We start from the raw sequence: 16,563 nt of genomic DNA on the forward strand, positions 1-16,563 counted from the left end.
GAGGCGCCGTGAGCAGCGCCTTCTGTTCGGCGGACAGGCGGGTGGGCCAGTTCTCCCCGACCGTCTGCACGTCGAGGGCACCGGCGGCCAGGAAGGGTCCGTCCGGCACCAACAGGTCGATCCACCCGTGACTTGACTCGGCTCTCGCCACCTCGTGCTCCTCGAACCAGTGGACGCGAATCGGGAGTGTCGCCCGCCAGGAGGCATACCGTAGGACCTGCTGAGACATCGGGCGGAGTAGTCGGGTCCTTTCACTCCCATAGAGGAGCACTGATAGTGGAACTGAGCTTCATCGGCCAGCCCCAATCAGGCCATGTGCTGCACAGCCTCGGCATGCAAGTCGACCTTGGCCTGTTCGACACGGTCCGCGCTGCCATCGCCTACGTCACCGTTGGCGGCGTACGTGACCTGGTTGCACGGATTGACCCTGGGGCTTTGGACGCAGCGGACAAGAGGTGGCTCGTAGGTATCGACTGGTTTCGATCGGATCCGTCGGCGCTACAAGCGCTGGACGACATGGTCCAGAGTGAGGTTCGCGTCTTTGATGGCCTGCGGGTCAGCCAGCGCGAGTCATGCCACCCATACACCTCGTTCCATCCCAAGTGTTTCCTACTTCGAGGTCCTGGCGAGATGGTCATGTTGGCCGGGTCTGCAAACGCGTCGTCTAATGGCTTTCACTGGGGTGTCGAGGTCGATCTCCTCATCGAGGTCATGGCCGGTGGGGAGGGGGAAGCCCAGATCGACGCTGCAGAGGACTGGTTCGATCGGCTATGGGCGACGGCAACTCCGTGGCCGACCATCGCACATGCCTACGGAGTGGCCCACGCTTCTGCGAATGCCGCGCGACCGCCACGCGGGGACGATGACGCAGCGCCCTCGGACCGGATCGGAGGGCCGCGTCGGTTCTCCGTGGATGATCTCGCCAGATTGCGGGCCGCCGACGACTTCTGGATCGAAGCCGGCAACCTCCATGCCAACCGTGGCGACGGGCTCCCTGGCAACCAACTGATGCTGCGGGCCATGACGCGCGTGTTCTTCGGATTTCCTGCTGCCGACGTGGCCCAAGACACGCTTGTCGGCAGCCTATCCGTGGTGGTAGGAGGACAGACCCACCCGGATCGGACGCTTCGCTTCTCGAACAACTCCATGGATGTGCTCTCGCTGCCGGTTCCCGGAGCCGCCGGCGCACCTGCGGCTTACGACCAGGAGACTCTCGTATTCTCGCGCCGGGCAGGCACCAGCCCTGCGTTGTTCGGCCTCCGGCTTGCCCGACAGGGCGAACTCCGACAGTTGAGAGCTAGCAGCCGAGCGCAAGGGTCACACTGGACGATGACCTCTGGCCGAGAGTTCGGAGTCTCTTGAGATTGGGACAAGTCTTCGCATCTGAATGTCGCTACGACAGATGAGGATGCAGGAATGTCACCGCAATGGGGAAGACGCGGACGTCCTGTGTGGCGTAGCGCTCGCGCACGCTGGTGATCTCGGTGCGGACCTTGTCTCGGATGGTCTCGTAGCGGGCCTGGAGCCGGTCGTAGTCGTGCTCGAGCTGCTCGGCTTCGTCGTCGGCGAACAGCGAGATCTGGGCGCTGTCGAGCTGGTTGCGTGTGCGGTCGAGAGCCTCTCGCATGGCGTCGGCGGCACGGTCGACGTCGGATTCGAGGCGGGCGAGCTCCTCCTCCATGCGCGTCTGGAGTGCCTTCTGCTTGATCTCGGCGAGGCGCTGGCCGCGTCGTTCGAGGTTCGAAACGAGGTCCTCGGCCACCTTGTCCCACTGGGCGTGCAGCTCGCGGTCAGCCTCGACCGCGTCCGGCCGTCGGGCGGCCCAGAGCCCGTCGGCGTGGACGTCGGCGTCGAGCTGTGCCCACCGACCGTCGCGGAACCGGGCGGCACGGGCGACGACCTGCTCGTGGAGGCGGTTGCCGTCCGCGCCGGTGATCAGCACGCGAGCATGGGCAACGACGGCGAGGTCGCCGATCCAGTCGTAGTCGCCCTCGACCGCGGCAGGGTCGTAGGCCCGGCTGGTGACCCGATGCAGCTGGTCCTGGGTGGTCGTCGTCCAGACCTGCGACCGCAGCAGCGCGGTCGCGTGGGCCACGAATGGATGGTTGAGGTGCGCGAGGATCGGTCCGGGTGCGGGCTCGGCCAGCCTGGCGTCGAAGGTGACGAACCGGCGGACTTTGCTGATCGGGTCCACGAGGTCCTTGAGGTTCTCGATCCACTCGGCGGACAGGCTTGGGACGCTGAACAGACCCGGCGTGGTCGGGTGCGGCTGCAAGGTCGGCTGGTGCGACAGGGCGAGGGCCACGTCGACCGTGTGCCGGACCTCGGCCGGGTCGGCGTCGAGCTCGGCACGGGTCGCGTCGAGCCGCGTCCGGACGTCGTCGAGCAGGGCTCGGAGTTGGCGTTCGGTGGCACGCAGTGCGGTCTTGGAACGGTGGGCCTCGACGTCGGCGTCGTAGCGGTCCAGGTCGATGGTCTCACCGGTGCGCAGGGCATCCTTCTGCGCGACCTCCAGCTGATCGAACAGCGGGTTGGCGCCGCCCAGGTCGGTCAGCACCGTCGAGAGCTTGTCGGCTACGCGCCGCTCGATCCGTGTGTCTCGACCGATGCTCGTCTCACCGAGACCGGTGAAGTGGTGGATGTCCGCGGTGTCGGACGTCTGCCCGTGCCGGTCGATGCGGCCGTTGCGCTGCTCCATCCGTGAGGGGTTCCACGGCACGTCGTAGTGGATGAGGTCGTGGCACTGCTGGTGGAGGTCGATGCCCTCCGACGCGGTATCCGTGCACAACAGGATGCGGACGGTCGTGCCGGCGTTCGCGTCGTCGCCTGGCGGGTGGTTGAACAGCTCGGCGATGTGGACGCGGTCCTCGTCGCGCATGCCGCCGCGCAGCTCGCGGATGCGGGTCTTGTCGACTCCGCCCGCGACGAGCTTCTCGTACAGGTACTTGTGGGTGTCGAGGTACTCGGTGAAGACGATCAGCCGACCGTCGGTCCAGTTCTTGCCGTCGCGGCAGACGTCATCGATCAGCGCCCGTAGCGTGTCCAGGCGACCCGACTCAGAGCGGTCGTGGCGGGTGCCCCACTCGATGAGCCACTCGAGCTCAGCGAGCAGGTCGTCGTCGTAGACCAGCGCGTGCGCCGCCAACTCCACGGCGTCACGCGCGGCCGCTGCGGCGTCCTCGTCGGTCTCGTAGCCCTCCGCTGCCGCGTCGATTGCATCCAGCAGGGCACGGCTCGATGGCTGGGCGGCGGCGACCGGGCCGTTCTTGAGGTTGTGGCCCTTGGTGGTCAACGTCTCATGGTGCTGGAGGATCGTGCCGGCGAACGCAGCCGGGGATGACAGCAGCCGCTTGCGGAGCGTCTCGCCGACGAACCGGACCGACGACTTCGCGGCCTTGCGGTTGACGTTGAGCTTCTCCAGCCGGTCGAGGTAGGCCAGCAGACGTTCGTAAGCGTCGGCCTCGTGGTCGTGGTAGCGAACCTCCTCGGCGTGCAGCTCGCGCCGTGGGAACGGGACCGTCTCGTCGACCTTGCGGATGTCGGCCTTCAGGCGGCGGACCATCACGCGGTCGATGTCCTCGCGGGACGGCTCGACGTTCTTGTCGAACCGGCGCGGGTCGAGCAGCTCCAGCAGCGCATGGAACGAGCTGCTGTGGCCGTTGTGCGGCGTGGCCGTGAGGAACAGGCGGTGCTCGAAGTACGGGGCGACGTGCTTGATGATCTGGGTGCGGTCAGAGTCGATGGCGTAGTTCGCGCCTGCCGGCGCGGCGAGGTGCGCCTCGTCGAGGATGAGCAGGTCGAACGGACGCGGGAACTCGTCGGGGTCACCGATGAAGGCGTCGTCGAGCATCCGGCCGCGTTCAGGGCGCTTGATCCAGTCGATCGACGTGATCAGGTGCGGGTAGGCCTTCAGCGGGTTGAGGTGAACGTTGCGACGACGCACCTCGGTCACGAAGTCCGAGTTGCAGATGCGGAACTCGATGCCGAACCGCGAGCGCATCTCCTTCTGCCACTTGTCCTGCAGGCCGGCCGGGCACACGATCAGGCAGTTGCGCATCCGGTGGCGAAGGTCCAGCTCCTGCGCGATGAGCCCGGCTTCAATGGTCTTTCCGAGGCCGACGTCGTCGGCAATCAGCAGGGAGATGCGCGGCATGTCCAGCGCACGGACGAGTGGTTCAAGCTGGTAGTCGACGATGTCGATGCCAGAGCGGTACGGCGACTCGAGGACGTCGGCATCCGCGTTGGTGATCGCGCCCCAGCGGACCGCGTTGAGGAACGCGTCCAGCGTGCGCGGGTCGTCGACGACCAGGTGCCCGTCGTCGTCGAGCGACGGCGCCGGCAGATGGACCGCGTCGAGCACCTTTGCGTCCGGCTCGACCTGCCAGAACAGCCTCGCCGTCTCCCCGTGCCGATCATCGGACACGCTCAGGAGCTTGACCAGATGTTGGACCCGCCCGTCCGTCACCTTCGTCGGGCTGATGTCGGTAGCGATCCACACATCACCCCGGGCGCGGACGAGCGCGCCACGTGTCGGGACTTCCGTCGTCAAGCGTCACTCCTCGGAGATCGAGTCGCAGAGCAGTTCTGTCGTCCGAGACTAGGTACCTCACGGTTCCTATGCTCTGGCCCCACGCTCAGATGCCACGAAAGAGGACTCGTGTCCTATGCCTTGGTCTACACCAGCCGCTTCAAGGACTGCGTCGAGGCTTATCAAAAGGATGACGCCCGGTACCTCGCCGAACTGTGGCACGTCGTGCTGGAGGTCAGCAGGAAGCCGTTCGGCAACTCGAAGTTGCAAACCCATCCCATGAAGGGGGTCGTCGGGCAGAAGCGCTACATCAGCTACGCCGGCGGCTCCAAGGGTCGGCGGCTGATCTGGGCCCGCGCCCACGAGACCATCATCCTGCTGCTGTACGGAGAACACGACGTCGAACAGCAGGCCGAACGCCTGGTGATCGAGCCTGACACGGCGTCGGGAGCCATCACGATCCGGGAGGTCAGTGCGGAGGAAGGCCAGCCGGCGCCCCGGCCGTACACGAGCGAGCCTGATCCCGGCCAGCTCTTCATGGCCTGGACCGACGACGAGCTGGCCGAGCTGGGCTTCGGCGAGCAGGAGGTACCCCACCTGCGGCGGCTGGACACCGAAGCCGAGCTGCTCGAGCTCAACATGAGCGACCAGTCCTTCAGGCTGGCCTACGACCTGCTGGCGCCACAGGAGCCGGAGGGGGAGGTGGCCGCACGCACGACGGACGAGGGCCGGCAGGCCGCGCAGTCCCGCACGGAGTCGTTGCGACAGGACGAGGTGGAACTGGAGAAGCGCGTCCACAGCCCGCTCGCCCGGGAGAACTTCCTGGCGATCGAAACCGACGAGCTGCAGGCGCTGCTGGCCGCCCCAATCGAGGACTGGATGGTGTTCCTCCATCCGGACCAGGCGCAGTTGGTCGAGCGCAGCTTCAGCGGCCCGGCGCGCGTACGTGGCGGCGCCGGCACCGGCAAGACGGTCGTGGGCCTGCATCGCGCACGGCACCTCGCCCGCGAGGGTGATGGTCCCGTCCTGTTCACGACCTATGTCCGCAACCTGCCGCCGGTCTTCGGTGAGCTCTTCACGCGCCTCGAACGCAGCAGCGAGGGTCGAGTCGACTTCCTCAACCTCCACAAGGTGGCACACCGGCTGGTCAGTGAGGTGGAGGGCTCTCCCTCCATTGACCTGCAGGGGACCAACGCGGTCTTCGCCAACGCGTGGCGACGAGCGACGCGAGGCGAGTCCGAGCTGGAAGCTCGAGGGTTGAGCCGCAACTACGTCCGCCAAGAACTCGACTGGGTAATCAAGGGCCGGGGCCTGACGTCGCTGGACAACTACCTGGCACTCCCCCGCACCGGCCGCGGCACGCCGCTGGGACCGGATGCGCGGCGAGAGGCATGGGACCTGTACGTGGACTACCAGGGCCAGTTGCAGCAGCTCGGGCTGATGGACTTCAACGACCTGTTGAACCGAGCCATCGAACTGCTGCTCCTGGGGAGGATCGCGCCGCCGTATCGAGCCGTCATCGTGGACGAGGCACAGGACCTCACCGAGATGGGACTTCGGCTGACGCACCTGCTCGCAGGCCCGGATCGCGACAACAACCTGTTCATCCTTGGTGACGGACAGCAGGCCGTCTACCCGGGCGGCTTCAACCTGTCGAACATCGGGATCGACATCATCGGCAGGTCGTCCGTGCTGCGGGTCAACTATCGCAACCCGGAGGAGGTTGATGCCTTCGCCTGGTCGCTCGTGTCGGGTTCGAGCTACGAAGACCTCGATGGGGAGCCCCAACCCGGTACGCGCGAGGAGACCACGCTGGTGCGCCAGGGCGGCGAGGTGGAAGCCACGGGATTCGACAGCCTCGACGAGCACGACATGACCCTGATCGCGCGGATCGACGAACTCGCCCGTCGGGGCGACACCGGCCCCGGGGACATCGCCGTGCTCGTCCCGACCAACGCCATGGTCACGGAGTACGCATCACGGATCGAGGGACTCGGGCTGCGAACACAGAAGTTGCAGCAGTACGACGGTGTCACGAACGAGCTCGTGAAGGTGGGCACCTACCAGCGAGCGAAGGGCCTGGAGTTCAAGCGGGTCTTCGTCCCCCGCCTGGACGCCGATGGCTTGAACGATCACCCGTTCGAGGGTGAGGACGAGACCAGCCGCCACGAGCGCATGGAACTCATCCGCCGTCAGGTCTTCGTCGCCGTGACGCGTGCACGCGACGGTGTGTGGGCCGGATGGGTCAGTGAGCCCAGCGAGCTGCTGTGCGCGATCGACGAGATGCCACCGGAGTAGTCGGCCAGGTCGGCCACGCCCGGACCTGTCGGCGGAGGGCACGCCCGGGCCGACTCAGTGGTTTAGCACGGCATTTCTGAGCAGGTCGAAATCGTCCGCTGAGATCTCGATTGGGGACGCACGGAAGTACGAACCCCATGACTCGGGCCTCCGCACCATCTCCAGCCGTTCGACGAGTGGTCGAACATGTGGGCCGTGACGCTCGTCCATAAGCATCTCAGGCTCGTGTCCGACCGTCCAGGTGAAGTCTCGGCCGGCGATGACGAGCGCGTCGTCGACCTGTCGTGGGTCGCTGGTCACGCGAGTAACGCCCGCAAGGTGGGCCCGGTCCCGAGTCGGGTTGTGGAACGCCCCGCGAGTGACATACAGGATGGCGCGGTCACCTGGCTCCATCCGAGAGATTCGGCCGGCAGCATGTTCGGGGAAGGCCATCCGATCGTGTTCGAGCACCCAGCGGAGACCGTCGATCTCACCGAAGACCCAGACCCAGTGACGCATCATGCCCCCAGCACATGCCAGCGATGCCGTCCACGGAACCAGCCCCCGGTCTCCTTGGACCGACGGTAGGTGCCGAGCCAACCGATGGGCTTGCAGACGACATCGACCCGAACCGAACGATCGTCCGGCGTCCGGTCGGGACTGACCTTCGTCAACCGCCGATACCAGCCTGCGTACGCGTCGACGAGGAGCACGCGTTGGCGACTGTCGCCATCCGGCTTGAACTCGCGCTGCCTGCCGGTGGTCTCGCCTTCGAGCGGCGATTGGCAGTGGCGCGAGAGGTGCAGCCCGTCGGTCCCCCCGTGCCACTCGACGACCTCGTCTTCCGTTGGAACTGGTGGCGCGTCGAAACGCGTCCAGGGCCCCTCGTGGGCCAACGCTGCGGCCCGCGCGTGAAGCGGGCCGCTGGAGGCGGCCCACCGAACGAACTCGGGCAGATCGCGCCCCCACCATGCCTCCACGACCTCGAGGATCGGGTCCTTGGTCGGGCGTCCCATGTCGATCCAACGCTGGAGCCCGAGGTCCGCTCTTGTCCATCCAAGCCCGAAATGGAGGAGGTGCAGGAGCGGTCCCCAGAACGCGCACTCTCGCTCTACCAGGTCCCCCGACCTCGGTGCCCGTGGCCGCGACGGGATCGCCAGACGGTAGGCAGCAGGCAACGAAGCGGCCTGCCACGCGAGGGGGAGGTAGCGCACCCAAGGGTCATCCTCGCCGAGCGCGGGCTCAGTGGTCACCCTGACCATGAGTTCCTCCATCCATTGGTCGCTCGGCCAGACTAGGGATACGGGACCAGCGCCCCACGCGCCAGGGAGATCCTGGGCCGAGACAAGCCCAAGATCACTCTTAGGCATTTCATCCCAGCCACGGCGGGAACCGGTGGCTCAGCGTCGCGGCCGACACCCAACGGGGACTGTCACACGAGCTGACGGATCCGATCCAGGAGCGCATCGACGTAGGTCGTGGCGTCCAGGTCCGCGTGGCCGAGCGCATCCCGCAACAGCCCGACATCGCGTGGCAGGCCCTTGCCGTCCTCCCAGTTCCGCTGGATCCGGTCGGCGATGGGCGCGGCATCTGCGCCGAAAGCCGCCTGGGTGTCGAAGGCCCGAACGAAGCCGGGGAGGCGCTCGTCACGCGAGGATGTCGGCAGCGTCTCGGACGTCACGCCCGGTGGAGGTTCACCCGGGCCCAGGTGTCCACTCCAGGTCGGCCCAATGACCGGCTCCTCGCCCCACAGGAGCGCGGCGGCCGGCCAGCTCATCGGGTGCCAGTCGTTCTCTTCGGCGAAGTCTCGCCACGACACCGTGGACGCAGTGTCGGCCTTCGGCAGGGACCAGTACGAGATGCTTCCGTTGTACTGCCAGTATCCGGTCGCCGGGCCAGGCACGAACTGCAGTTCGTTTCGGCGCCACAGGTTCCCGAGCATCCTCGGCAGGTACCCGGACAGGGTGAACTCCAAGGGATGGTCGACAGCGATGTGGCCGAACCGCCGGTACAGGAAGAGATAGTCGTCCACGTTGGCGTAGGCGAACGCGTGCTCGACGATCCCGTACTCGATGCAGGGTCCAGCTCTCCGGGTCGCCTCCTCGACGGCATCGACCAGCTTGTCGTAGAGCTGCAGTTCGCCGACGAGTGTTCCCTCTCCGTCGCCCCCGGAGAAGACCGTGCCACTCCGGGACCCGCCCGCCGGTTCAAGGTCCCACGGGAGCGCGGCATCGAATTCGAGGTCCTGCAGCACGGGCCGCACACGAGTTGCCGCCACGGCAACGATCGCAGCCCCCAACTTGTCGGCCGGAAAGGACGCACAGGCCTGCGGAGCATGGATAGGACAACTCGTCGACAGCTCGGCACCCGACGAAGCCAGCCAGTCGCGAACCGGGCCACCGGCGTAGTACCGGACGGCCGCCCCGCCGACGGGAGCCGCCACCCAGGAACTCGAACGCTGGGTGGGCAGGGTCAGGAGTCCGTGAGCATCGTCGTCGACACGGAACGTCAGTGGAAGCGAGGCCGGATCATCCTCTCCGCCTGGAGCATCGAGCCACCGCGCAGTGATCGCGTCTGACCCGGTGACGACCCCGACGCTGACTGGGCGGTCACCCACGAGGACCTCGAAAGCCAACGCATCCTCGGCGCGGGTAACTGAACGGATCGTCACCGGACCGAACCGACGTGCCACCGCGTCGTCCCCCCTGTTGCCGTCACCCTGTCGTGGTGAACGTAGCCATGCTCCGCAACCATCACTCTGGAACCACGTGGGTCCTGCGGGCTCGACCTCCCATGTCACGGGCCTCTACTACTGTCCCGTGGCGCGCACAGACAGGAGGAACCTTGGGGACTGATGGTCTCCGCATGTGCGGGCTCAACCTTCGGGCCTACCCGAACCCGGACAGCCAGCAGATCCATCGAATGGCCCGCCTGGTGGCCGCCCGGGAACCCGACGTCGTGCTGCTGCAGGAATGCAAGCGGGGTTGGCTGGAACCCGTCTGCGAACCGGCCGGGCTCGACGGCGTCCATGCGCATCACGTCGCGCCGGACACGCCACGGTCGGCCTATCCGCCGGACGGGACCGCCATCGCCGTCCGAGCACCGCTGCGCATCGAGCGCGCCTGGCGGATCCCACCAGAGGACTTCCTGCCCAAGACCGTGCAGGAGCAGCTGTTCGAAGAGCCGCCGCACGACCTCGAACCGTTGCCCGACCGGCTCGCCCAGCGCTACTCCGGGCGGTCACTGCTCGCCGAGATCCATGGCGGGAGCCAGCCGTTCGTGGCCGGGTCGTTCCATGCCACGCCCGGCACCAGCACGGTCGGCGGGGCTCGCGTGCACGAGCGCAAGCCGTTCTTCCACGGCGCCGTGGCGCTGCACCTCGCCCAGCTCGACCAACCGTTCGTGTTCGCCATCGACGCGAACGAGCCCCTGACCGAGTCGGCGGACTCCGTCGGCTTCCACTGGGCCGACGGTCGCAGCGGTGTCGAGAAGTTCCGCGCGCTGCTCGGCCTCGAGCCGATCCACCGTGGCCGTGACCTCTTCCGGGAATGGCATCACGGCTCGGGCCTGGTCGCAGCCTCGCCGGACCTGCTCGTGCCGACCTACGCCCCCGGGCCCGACTTCCAGCGCCGCTTCGACTCGATATGGGCGACGCCGGACTTCACCGTGGACGACTTCGTCACCGAGTTGGCGGACGTCGTGGCTGCCGGAGGCGACCACGCGATGCTCGTGGCCGACCTCCGACTCCGGCCCGTCGGGGCAGCGGCATGACCACCCCGCACCGGTCCCGTGGCGTGTCGCTGGTGAGCTGGAACGTCAACGGTGGCCCGTGGCGCACCCACGTCGAGGACCTCGAAGTCGACGTGGCCCTCCTCCAGGAAGTCGTGCGCCCATCCCTGTCGGAAGCCGGACTCGAGGTTGTCCCGAGCCCCGACACGGCGTCATGGCACACCACCGGGTGGAAGACTCGCCCCTTCCGGACCGCGATCGTCCGCCTGTCGGACCGCGTGTCCCTGCACCCGCGCCCGACCGGTGACCTGTCCGATCCCGACCGCAGCCTCCTGTCGGTGAGTCGGGCCGGCACCCTCACCGCCGCGGACGTGGTCGTGGACGGTGCCGTGTTGTTCACCGCGGTGTCGTGGTACGCGACCTGGGAACACCCACCGGGCAGCGGCGAACTCCTCGGTGCGGACACGTCGGCGCATCGGCTGCTGTCGGACCTCGGCGGGCTGGTCAACAGCTCTCGCGGTCACCGCATCGTCGCGGCCGGCGACCTCAACCTGCTTTACGGGTACGGGGACTATGGCAACCCCTACTGGGCCCGGCGCTACGCCACGGTGTTCGACCGTGCCGACGCGATGGGCCTGGTGATGGTCGGGCCGCAACATCCGCACGGGCGGCCGGCCGATCCATGGCCCGAGGAACTGCCGCCGGACAGCCGCAACGTGCCGACCTACCACACCGCCGCGCAGGGTCCTGCCGGCGCGACACGGCAGCTCGACTTCGTGTTCGCCTCCAGGGCTATCGCCGACCGGGTGCACGTCCGAGCCCTGAACGAACCCGACGAGTGGGGACCAAGCGACCACTGCCGAATCCGCATCGACGTCGACCTCCCGACGTGACGACGTGTGTCTCCAGGCGGTGGTGGATTCCTCCTGAACGACCACCGGGCCATTCCTGACGCCATCCCTGGACTCACTCGAGATCCGTTTCATGGGGAGACCGATGCCGAGGTTCTCATGTGGTTTCATGGCGCCGACAACCGCGCACAGGAGAAGAATTGGACAGCGACCGAGAAATCGAGCCTGTGGGTGACGAGGTGGCGATCATCGAGGAGGCAGGGGTCGTCGTGCTCAAGGGTCCGGCGGACCTGGTGGAACGCCTGGCTGCCGGTGAGGTTGCGCTCTCCTCGGCCCGCCGCATCGAGCCCGTCGGTGGCGCGGCATCGGGGGCCCTCGCAGCTCTCTCCGCCGCGCTCCCGGTCATGCAGGGCTCGTCCCAGGTCGCGTTCCAGCTCAACGACGCGGGCATGAAGATGTTCCAGGCCGGGCAGCTTGCCAACTCGTCGGCGGGTGGAGGGTGGCTGCGCGCCTTCGGGCACGGCGCCGACGGGATCAGCGGCCATGCCTCGATCAAGCCGATGGCGATTCCACCGCAACAGCTGCTCTCGGCCCAGCTCGCGATGGCGACGATCGCCCTGACCGCCGCCATCAAGGAGGTGCAGGCCGCGGTGGAGCGGGTCGAGGCCAACGTCGAGCGCCTGTCGGACCTGGTCGAATCCCAACGGGAAGGACAGATCACCGGGATCCACGACGACCTCACCATGCGGGCTGAGGCGGTTGCGTTCAACGGCACGCTGTCCGAGACGGACTGGCACGCCATCGACGACCTCAGTTCCGCGATCCGCACGCAGCTGCGCTCGTTGCGGGCGTTCGCACGCCGCCGCCTTGCCGCGGCCGAGGATGCGGGTGCCGGCATCGGAGACCGAGCCGACGCGCTGGGCCACGTCGGCGACCTCGCCGAGACACTTGCCCTGCTCACCGTGGCCCAGGACAACCTCTTCCTCTACCAGCAGCTTCGCCTGGTCCGGATGCGCGACCACGAACCGCACCACCTGGACGCCGCGATCGCCGAGGTGAAAGCCCTGCTGGCGAAGGAGTCCGAAGCCGACCAGGACCTCCTGGAGCGCGTGCGGGCCGTCGTGTCCGAGCGTGTGACCGTCGGTGCCCTGGAGATCCACCGCGTCATCAGCGCACGGGCCGTCCTGACGCGCGCGACCGAGGTCGACGGACTCCTCACCTGGTTCGCCACCCAACGGTCCCTGAGCTACGACCCGATCGAGGTTCCCCCGCTCCCGGGCATCGGTGACGCCATCGGCGAGGCGCGGGATCGTGGCGGCCGAGCCGTGGGGAGCGCCCGCGAACTCGCTGGGGGCGTGACCGGTCGGCTTCGACGTCGTGAGGACCCCGCTCCTCTCGAGGCAGGCGACTCACCCGAGGCGATCACGGCCGGCGACGATTCCGACGACGGCGACTCCGAGTCTTCATCCGGGAGGCTGGCTCGCCTCCGATCCGCAGCAGGCTCTCGGCTTCGGTCACGCGGCGAAACGGGTGGAGAACCCGACGAAGATCCATCCGGTGGTACCCCGTGAGTCCTCCCGCCAGCGGGTCAGCCGCGCAGGTGCAGAGGCTGTCGCGTGCCGCGGTGGCCAAGGTCAATGAGGTCATGCAGGATCCGGAGACGCGGGACAGGGTCCTGGAGAACGGCCGCACCCTGCTCGACCTGGCGCAACAGTGGCGCGACGAGCGACGCCGGCGCACATCGGAGCGAGACGGGCCGGGGATTAGCGAACGACTCAAGTCGCGGACGTCGCAGCGGTTCGGTGTCGGCAGGTTGAAGGCGCGGGTCGATCGACTGGGCGAAGCGCTCGACACCCTTGGCGCACGCAGTCCCGAATTGGTCGAGGAACTCGGTGCAATGCGGTCCCAGGTGCGGGACGTCGAACTTCGCCTCCCTGTAGCCGAGGCGCTGAGCGGACGACCTCGTCGTCGGATGCTCAAAGCCTTCGACCGTCGGCTCGATGCCCTCGAGGGGACCTTGGCGGACGCGCTGCTGCCCTCCTCCGACGACCAGGGATAGAGCCGGCGTGACGATCAAGCCGGGTCGTCCGTCATGCTCACCAACCGACTCTCCCGGCGACGCGGCAGGCCCGCCGTTGATCGGAAGTTGGCCCACCTGAAAGCGTGATGGGGAATCGTGAAGCGTCTGAGCCGACCAAAGGGCAATCCGCAGATCCGACGCCAACTACGCGGCGAGATCCGTGCGCTGGTGCGCAGCAACTGGATGATCGTCGCGGGACTCGTCGTCCTGTGGCTTGGCAGTCTGGCTGTCGTCACCGCGATGTTCGTCGTGACCGGCGGTTGGGACTTCCGGGCTGGCCTGTTCATTGGGGTGTGGATCGCTGTCGCCGTGTGGTGGCTGCACTACTTCTTGGCCTGGACCGGGTTCCGGCATCGCCAGATGGGGCTGTCGGCCGAAGCCGAGACGGGCCGGATCCTCGGCCGGCTCGGCAACGACTGGCATGTCGTCGCGAACCTGTTGATCGACGATCGCTACGACATCGACCACGTGGTGATCGGCAGCGACCGGGTGTATGCCTGCGAGACCAAGTGGACGTCGGTGGAACCGGACATCGACCGCTGGATGTCGCGGGTTGCGCGCGGGCGGGCGGATGGACTTCAGCGTGTCCTGGCCAACCAAGGCGTCGACGTCGAGGTGGTACCAGTCCTGGTCTTGTGGGGGCGCGAGACTGCCCGACTCGCTCCCGACGTCCAGATCGATGGCCGTCGGGTTCGCATCGTCGCCGGCACGGAGTGGCGGACCTGGCTGCCGAAGCTCAGCGCGTCAGGGGGCGGCCACGAGCCGCGCCAGGACGTCATCGATGCCATCGACAAACTCCGCATGGCTTCGGCACTTCCGGCCGACTGACGGGCCCTCTATGGTGAGTTTCGGTCGGGGAAGGATTCGAATCGTGGGGGCTCGCGAAGACCTGCTCGATGCCGCGAGGGCGCTGACCGAACGTGGACGATCACCGTTCTCACCCAGCGACTTGATTCGCGAGGCTCGCGCCCAGGGCAGTGCCTACAAGTCCTCGACGCTCCGAACACACATCGTCGGCTATATGCGCGAGGGGGCGAAGAATCACTGGGGCACCAAGTACGAGGACTTCCGACGCGTCGGTAGTGGTCGATACGTCCTGACCGAGCAGGCCGGCCGGCCTGACAGCCGCACGGACCCCGAGCCGACTCAGGACGGGCCACCCAACGCGGCCATGGCCACAAGGGCCGATGAGCCAGTCACCGATCACCGGGCCGAGTGGTCCTGGGAGGGCAACGTCCAGTCCTCGGTCGTCGCACACCTGTCGGCTGAGCAGTGGAAGATCCTGCGAGTGGCGGACACGCACTCCCGTGAACACGGGATCGACGTCCAGGCCAAGCGCCGTCGCACGCAGCTGTCGGTCGAGGTCAAGGGCTACCCGTCTTCGGTCTATGCCCGAGGACCGAAGGCCGGCCAGCCCAAAGTGCACAACCTGGCTTCCCAAGCACGTGCCTACTTCAGCGACGCACTCCTGACCGGGTTGGTCATGCGCGGTGACGACTCGAACGCCAGGGTCGTCCTCGCCTTCCCGCGCTTCACCACCTACGAGAACCTCGCTGCGCGGACGATCGCACCCCTCGCCTCCGCTGACATCGAGGTCTGGTTCGTCGACGAGGGCGGGACCGTGACGCCTTTCGACGTGGGTGCGGGCCCGGCAGGCGGCGATGCCCCCGTCCCGCCACCGGCTCCAGACCTCACCACCGACGCCTGAGCTGACGATGGCAGCGGCACGGCCGCACGTCGCGAGGTGCGTCGGCGAGCCGTGCACAGTGCAATCTCGCGACCACGGTCGATCGGTGATCGCCACCACCTTCGTGCATGACCTTCTCGATCCGCCAGCTCCTGCGGGCAGGCGCTGGCCGTCGGACTGGGGTCGCGTGGAGACGGGACCGACGTCCCGGCTCGTTCCAGATCTCCGGGGCTAGGGTCACCGCGTCACGGGTCGAATGACGAGATGAGACGTGGAACCACACGAGGTGCTGGGCGTGTCCCCCGACGCGGATCCCGACGAGTTGCGCGCCGCCCACGGTCGGCTGGTCCGGCTCCACCATCCGGACCGGCACGCCTCGGCGTCACCCGAGGCGCAGGCCGCGGCCGCCCGTCGCACCGCCGAGGTCAACGAGGCCTTCCAGCTGCTGCGGGACCCGCACGCGATGGCTCGCCAACGTGCGCGCACCCACCGTGCAGCAGGCACGGGAGGCTCGACCGACACACGTGATCCCAGCCCTCCGACGGATCGTGAGCCGAGCGACCGGTCCGACGAGCGGCCGGATGTCGACCGTCGTCGTGCGTCGGCCAGCGCATCCACCGGGTCCAGCCAGGCCACGACCGGACGGTGGGACCGGACTCCCCCACCACCCCAGCCCCGCCCCGCTCCTCCGAGCCGCCCGGCTCGCCCCGCTCGCCAGGACAGGCCGCCTCGCCGTCAGCGGACCAGGCGATCGTTCGGGTCCGGGCAGGCGGTGGGCTGGATGCTCGTCGCGGCCGCGGTTGGTGCGGGACTGCTGCTCGGCACCGACACCGGCCGGGATCTCCTGGACGACCTGTCCGGGTCGGGCTCCGCCGAGCCGGCCACGGTCGAGCAGCCGCCGCCGGCGGAGCCTGCCGGTGTGGAACCGGGCGTCGTCGACCCGCTGGACCGGGGAACCGGCGTGACCGAGGCCTCGGTGCTGGAGACGGGCTCGTGCTACGACTCGACCGTCGCCGACGGTGCGACCGGATCGCTCGACGTGACCGGGGTCACCGAGCGGGACTGCTGGGAGCCGCACCAGAACGAGGCGCTCGTCGTGGTCCAGTTGGACGCCGACCGGGCCGTGCCGTATCCCGGCGCCGACACGCTGATGGACTACCTCGCCCCGACCTGCGAACGCGCCCGGGAGCGGGTGCTCGGGCCGGAACCGGGTCCCGAGTGGGCGTCCGCGACCCTGTACCCGTCGCCCGACAGCTGGGCGGCCGGCGACCGCCAGGCCGTCTGCGAGGTCTCCCTCGAGGACGGATCGCTGTTGGAGGGTCCCCTCGCCGAACCACCGGAGGACCCCACCGGGTGACACCGGGCGAGGGAGCGGTCGTCGGGGCACGTTCCCTCCGGGCGCACAGTCCCC

At 68.0% G+C, this 16,563-nt stretch carries 13 protein-coding genes; 9 read left to right on the forward strand and 4 right to left on the reverse strand.

The genetic code is table 11. The features are described 5' to 3' along the window. The first annotated feature begins 276 nt into the window (after window positions 1-276). A complete protein-coding gene (locus tag KR546_RS06315) occupies window positions 277-1,362 on the forward strand; it encodes a hypothetical protein (RefSeq protein ID WP_238443858.1) in 1,086 nt (361 codons plus the stop codon). A gap of 31 nt (window positions 1,363-1,393) precedes the next feature. Here KR546_RS06315 and drmD read toward each other — a convergent pair whose 3' ends face one another. Then, window positions 1,394-4,549: a DISARM system SNF2-like helicase DrmD gene (drmD, locus tag KR546_RS06320; RefSeq protein WP_274387685.1), complete on the reverse strand. Its 3,156-nt coding sequence runs from the start codon at window positions 4,547-4,549 to the stop codon at window positions 1,394-1,396. A 108-nt stretch (window positions 4,550-4,657) separates the two neighbouring features. Between drmD and KR546_RS06325 the strand changes: the two genes are divergently transcribed. Next, window positions 4,658-6,826 (forward strand): UvrD-helicase domain-containing protein, encoded by a 2,169-nt coding sequence (locus KR546_RS06325; protein ID WP_238443859.1) that lies wholly within the window; start codon window positions 4,658-4,660, stop codon window positions 6,824-6,826. A 54-nt stretch (window positions 6,827-6,880) separates the two neighbouring features. Here the strand turns inward: KR546_RS06325 and KR546_RS06330 are convergent, their stop codons facing one another. The 3 genes from KR546_RS06330 to KR546_RS06340 form a co-directional block, all read right to left on the reverse strand. Beyond that, complete coding sequence (locus KR546_RS06330) at window positions 6,881-7,327, reverse strand: EVE domain-containing protein (RefSeq protein WP_238443860.1); 447 nt, start codon at window positions 7,325-7,327, stop codon at window positions 6,881-6,883. Then, window positions 7,324-7,821, reverse strand: a complete 498-nt coding sequence (locus KR546_RS06335) for a hypothetical protein (RefSeq protein WP_238443861.1) — start codon at window positions 7,819-7,821, stop codon at window positions 7,324-7,326. The genes KR546_RS06330 and KR546_RS06335 overlap by 4 nt, the downstream gene beginning before the upstream one ends. 416 nt (window positions 7,822-8,237) lie before the next feature. Next, window positions 8,238-9,497 carry a hypothetical protein gene (locus KR546_RS06340; RefSeq protein ID WP_238443862.1) on the reverse strand — a complete coding sequence of 420 codons (1,260 nt, stop codon included), beginning with the start codon at window positions 9,495-9,497 and terminating at the stop codon, window positions 8,238-8,240. Window positions 9,498-9,670: 173 nt separating this feature from the next. Here KR546_RS06340 and KR546_RS06345 point away from each other — a divergent pair, with 173 nt between their 5' ends. The 7 genes from KR546_RS06345 (at window position 9,671) to KR546_RS06375 (ending at window position 16,509) form a co-directional block, all read left to right on the forward strand. After that, window positions 9,671-10,576: an endonuclease/exonuclease/phosphatase family protein gene (locus KR546_RS06345; RefSeq protein ID WP_238443863.1), complete on the forward strand. Its 906-nt coding sequence runs from the start codon at window positions 9,671-9,673 to the stop codon at window positions 10,574-10,576. Beyond that, the gene (locus KR546_RS06350) at window positions 10,573-11,427 is read left to right on the forward strand and encodes an endonuclease/exonuclease/phosphatase family protein (RefSeq protein ID WP_238443864.1); all 855 of its coding nucleotides are present in this window, start codon (window positions 10,573-10,575) and stop codon (window positions 11,425-11,427) included. The genes KR546_RS06345 and KR546_RS06350 overlap by 4 nt, the downstream gene beginning before the upstream one ends. Window positions 11,428-11,585: 158 nt before the next feature. Then, a complete protein-coding gene (locus KR546_RS06355) occupies window positions 11,586-12,956 on the forward strand; it encodes a hypothetical protein (protein WP_238443865.1) in 1,371 nt (456 codons plus the stop codon). Continuing rightward, on the forward strand, window positions 12,953-13,444 hold the full coding sequence (locus KR546_RS06360) for a hypothetical protein (RefSeq protein WP_238443866.1): 492 nt from the start codon (window positions 12,953-12,955) through the stop codon (window positions 13,442-13,444). The genes KR546_RS06355 and KR546_RS06360 overlap by 4 nt, the downstream gene beginning before the upstream one ends. A 117-nt stretch (window positions 13,445-13,561) precedes the next feature. Further along, window positions 13,562-14,293 (forward strand): nuclease-related domain-containing protein, encoded by a 732-nt coding sequence (locus tag KR546_RS06365; RefSeq protein ID WP_238443867.1) that lies wholly within the window; start codon window positions 13,562-13,564, stop codon window positions 14,291-14,293. A 43-nt stretch (window positions 14,294-14,336) separates the two neighbouring features. Continuing rightward, entirely contained in the window at window positions 14,337-15,173 is an 837-nt protein-coding gene (locus KR546_RS06370) for a DUF7669 domain-containing protein (RefSeq protein ID WP_238443868.1), read from the forward strand. 250 nt (window positions 15,174-15,423) lie between these two features. Next, complete coding sequence (locus KR546_RS06375) at window positions 15,424-16,509, forward strand: DnaJ domain-containing protein (RefSeq protein WP_238443869.1); 1,086 nt, start codon at window positions 15,424-15,426, stop codon at window positions 16,507-16,509. Window positions 16,510-16,563 lie beyond the last annotated feature (54 nt).

Origin of the sequence: Salsipaludibacter albus, from assembly GCF_019798055.1 — a bacterium.
Classification (GTDB): domain Bacteria; phylum Actinomycetota; class Nitriliruptoria; order Nitriliruptorales; family Nitriliruptoraceae; genus Salsipaludibacter; species Salsipaludibacter albus.

Bases quoted from the DNA above. Each gene is read 5' to 3' on its own strand.
- KR546_RS06350 (WP_238443864.1), top strand. From the start codon at position 10,573: ATGACCACCCCGCACCGGTCCCGTGGCGTGTCGCTGGTGAGCTGGAAC.
- KR546_RS06335 (WP_238443861.1), bottom strand. From the start codon at position 7,821: ATGGGACGCCCGACCAAGGACCCGATCCTCGAGGTCGTGGAGGCATGG.
- KR546_RS06345 (WP_238443863.1), top strand. From the start codon at position 9,671: ATGTGCGGGCTCAACCTTCGGGCCTACCCGAACCCGGACAGCCAGCAG.
- KR546_RS06330 (WP_238443860.1), bottom strand. From the start codon at position 7,327: ATGATGCGTCACTGGGTCTGGGTCTTCGGTGAGATCGACGGTCTCCGC.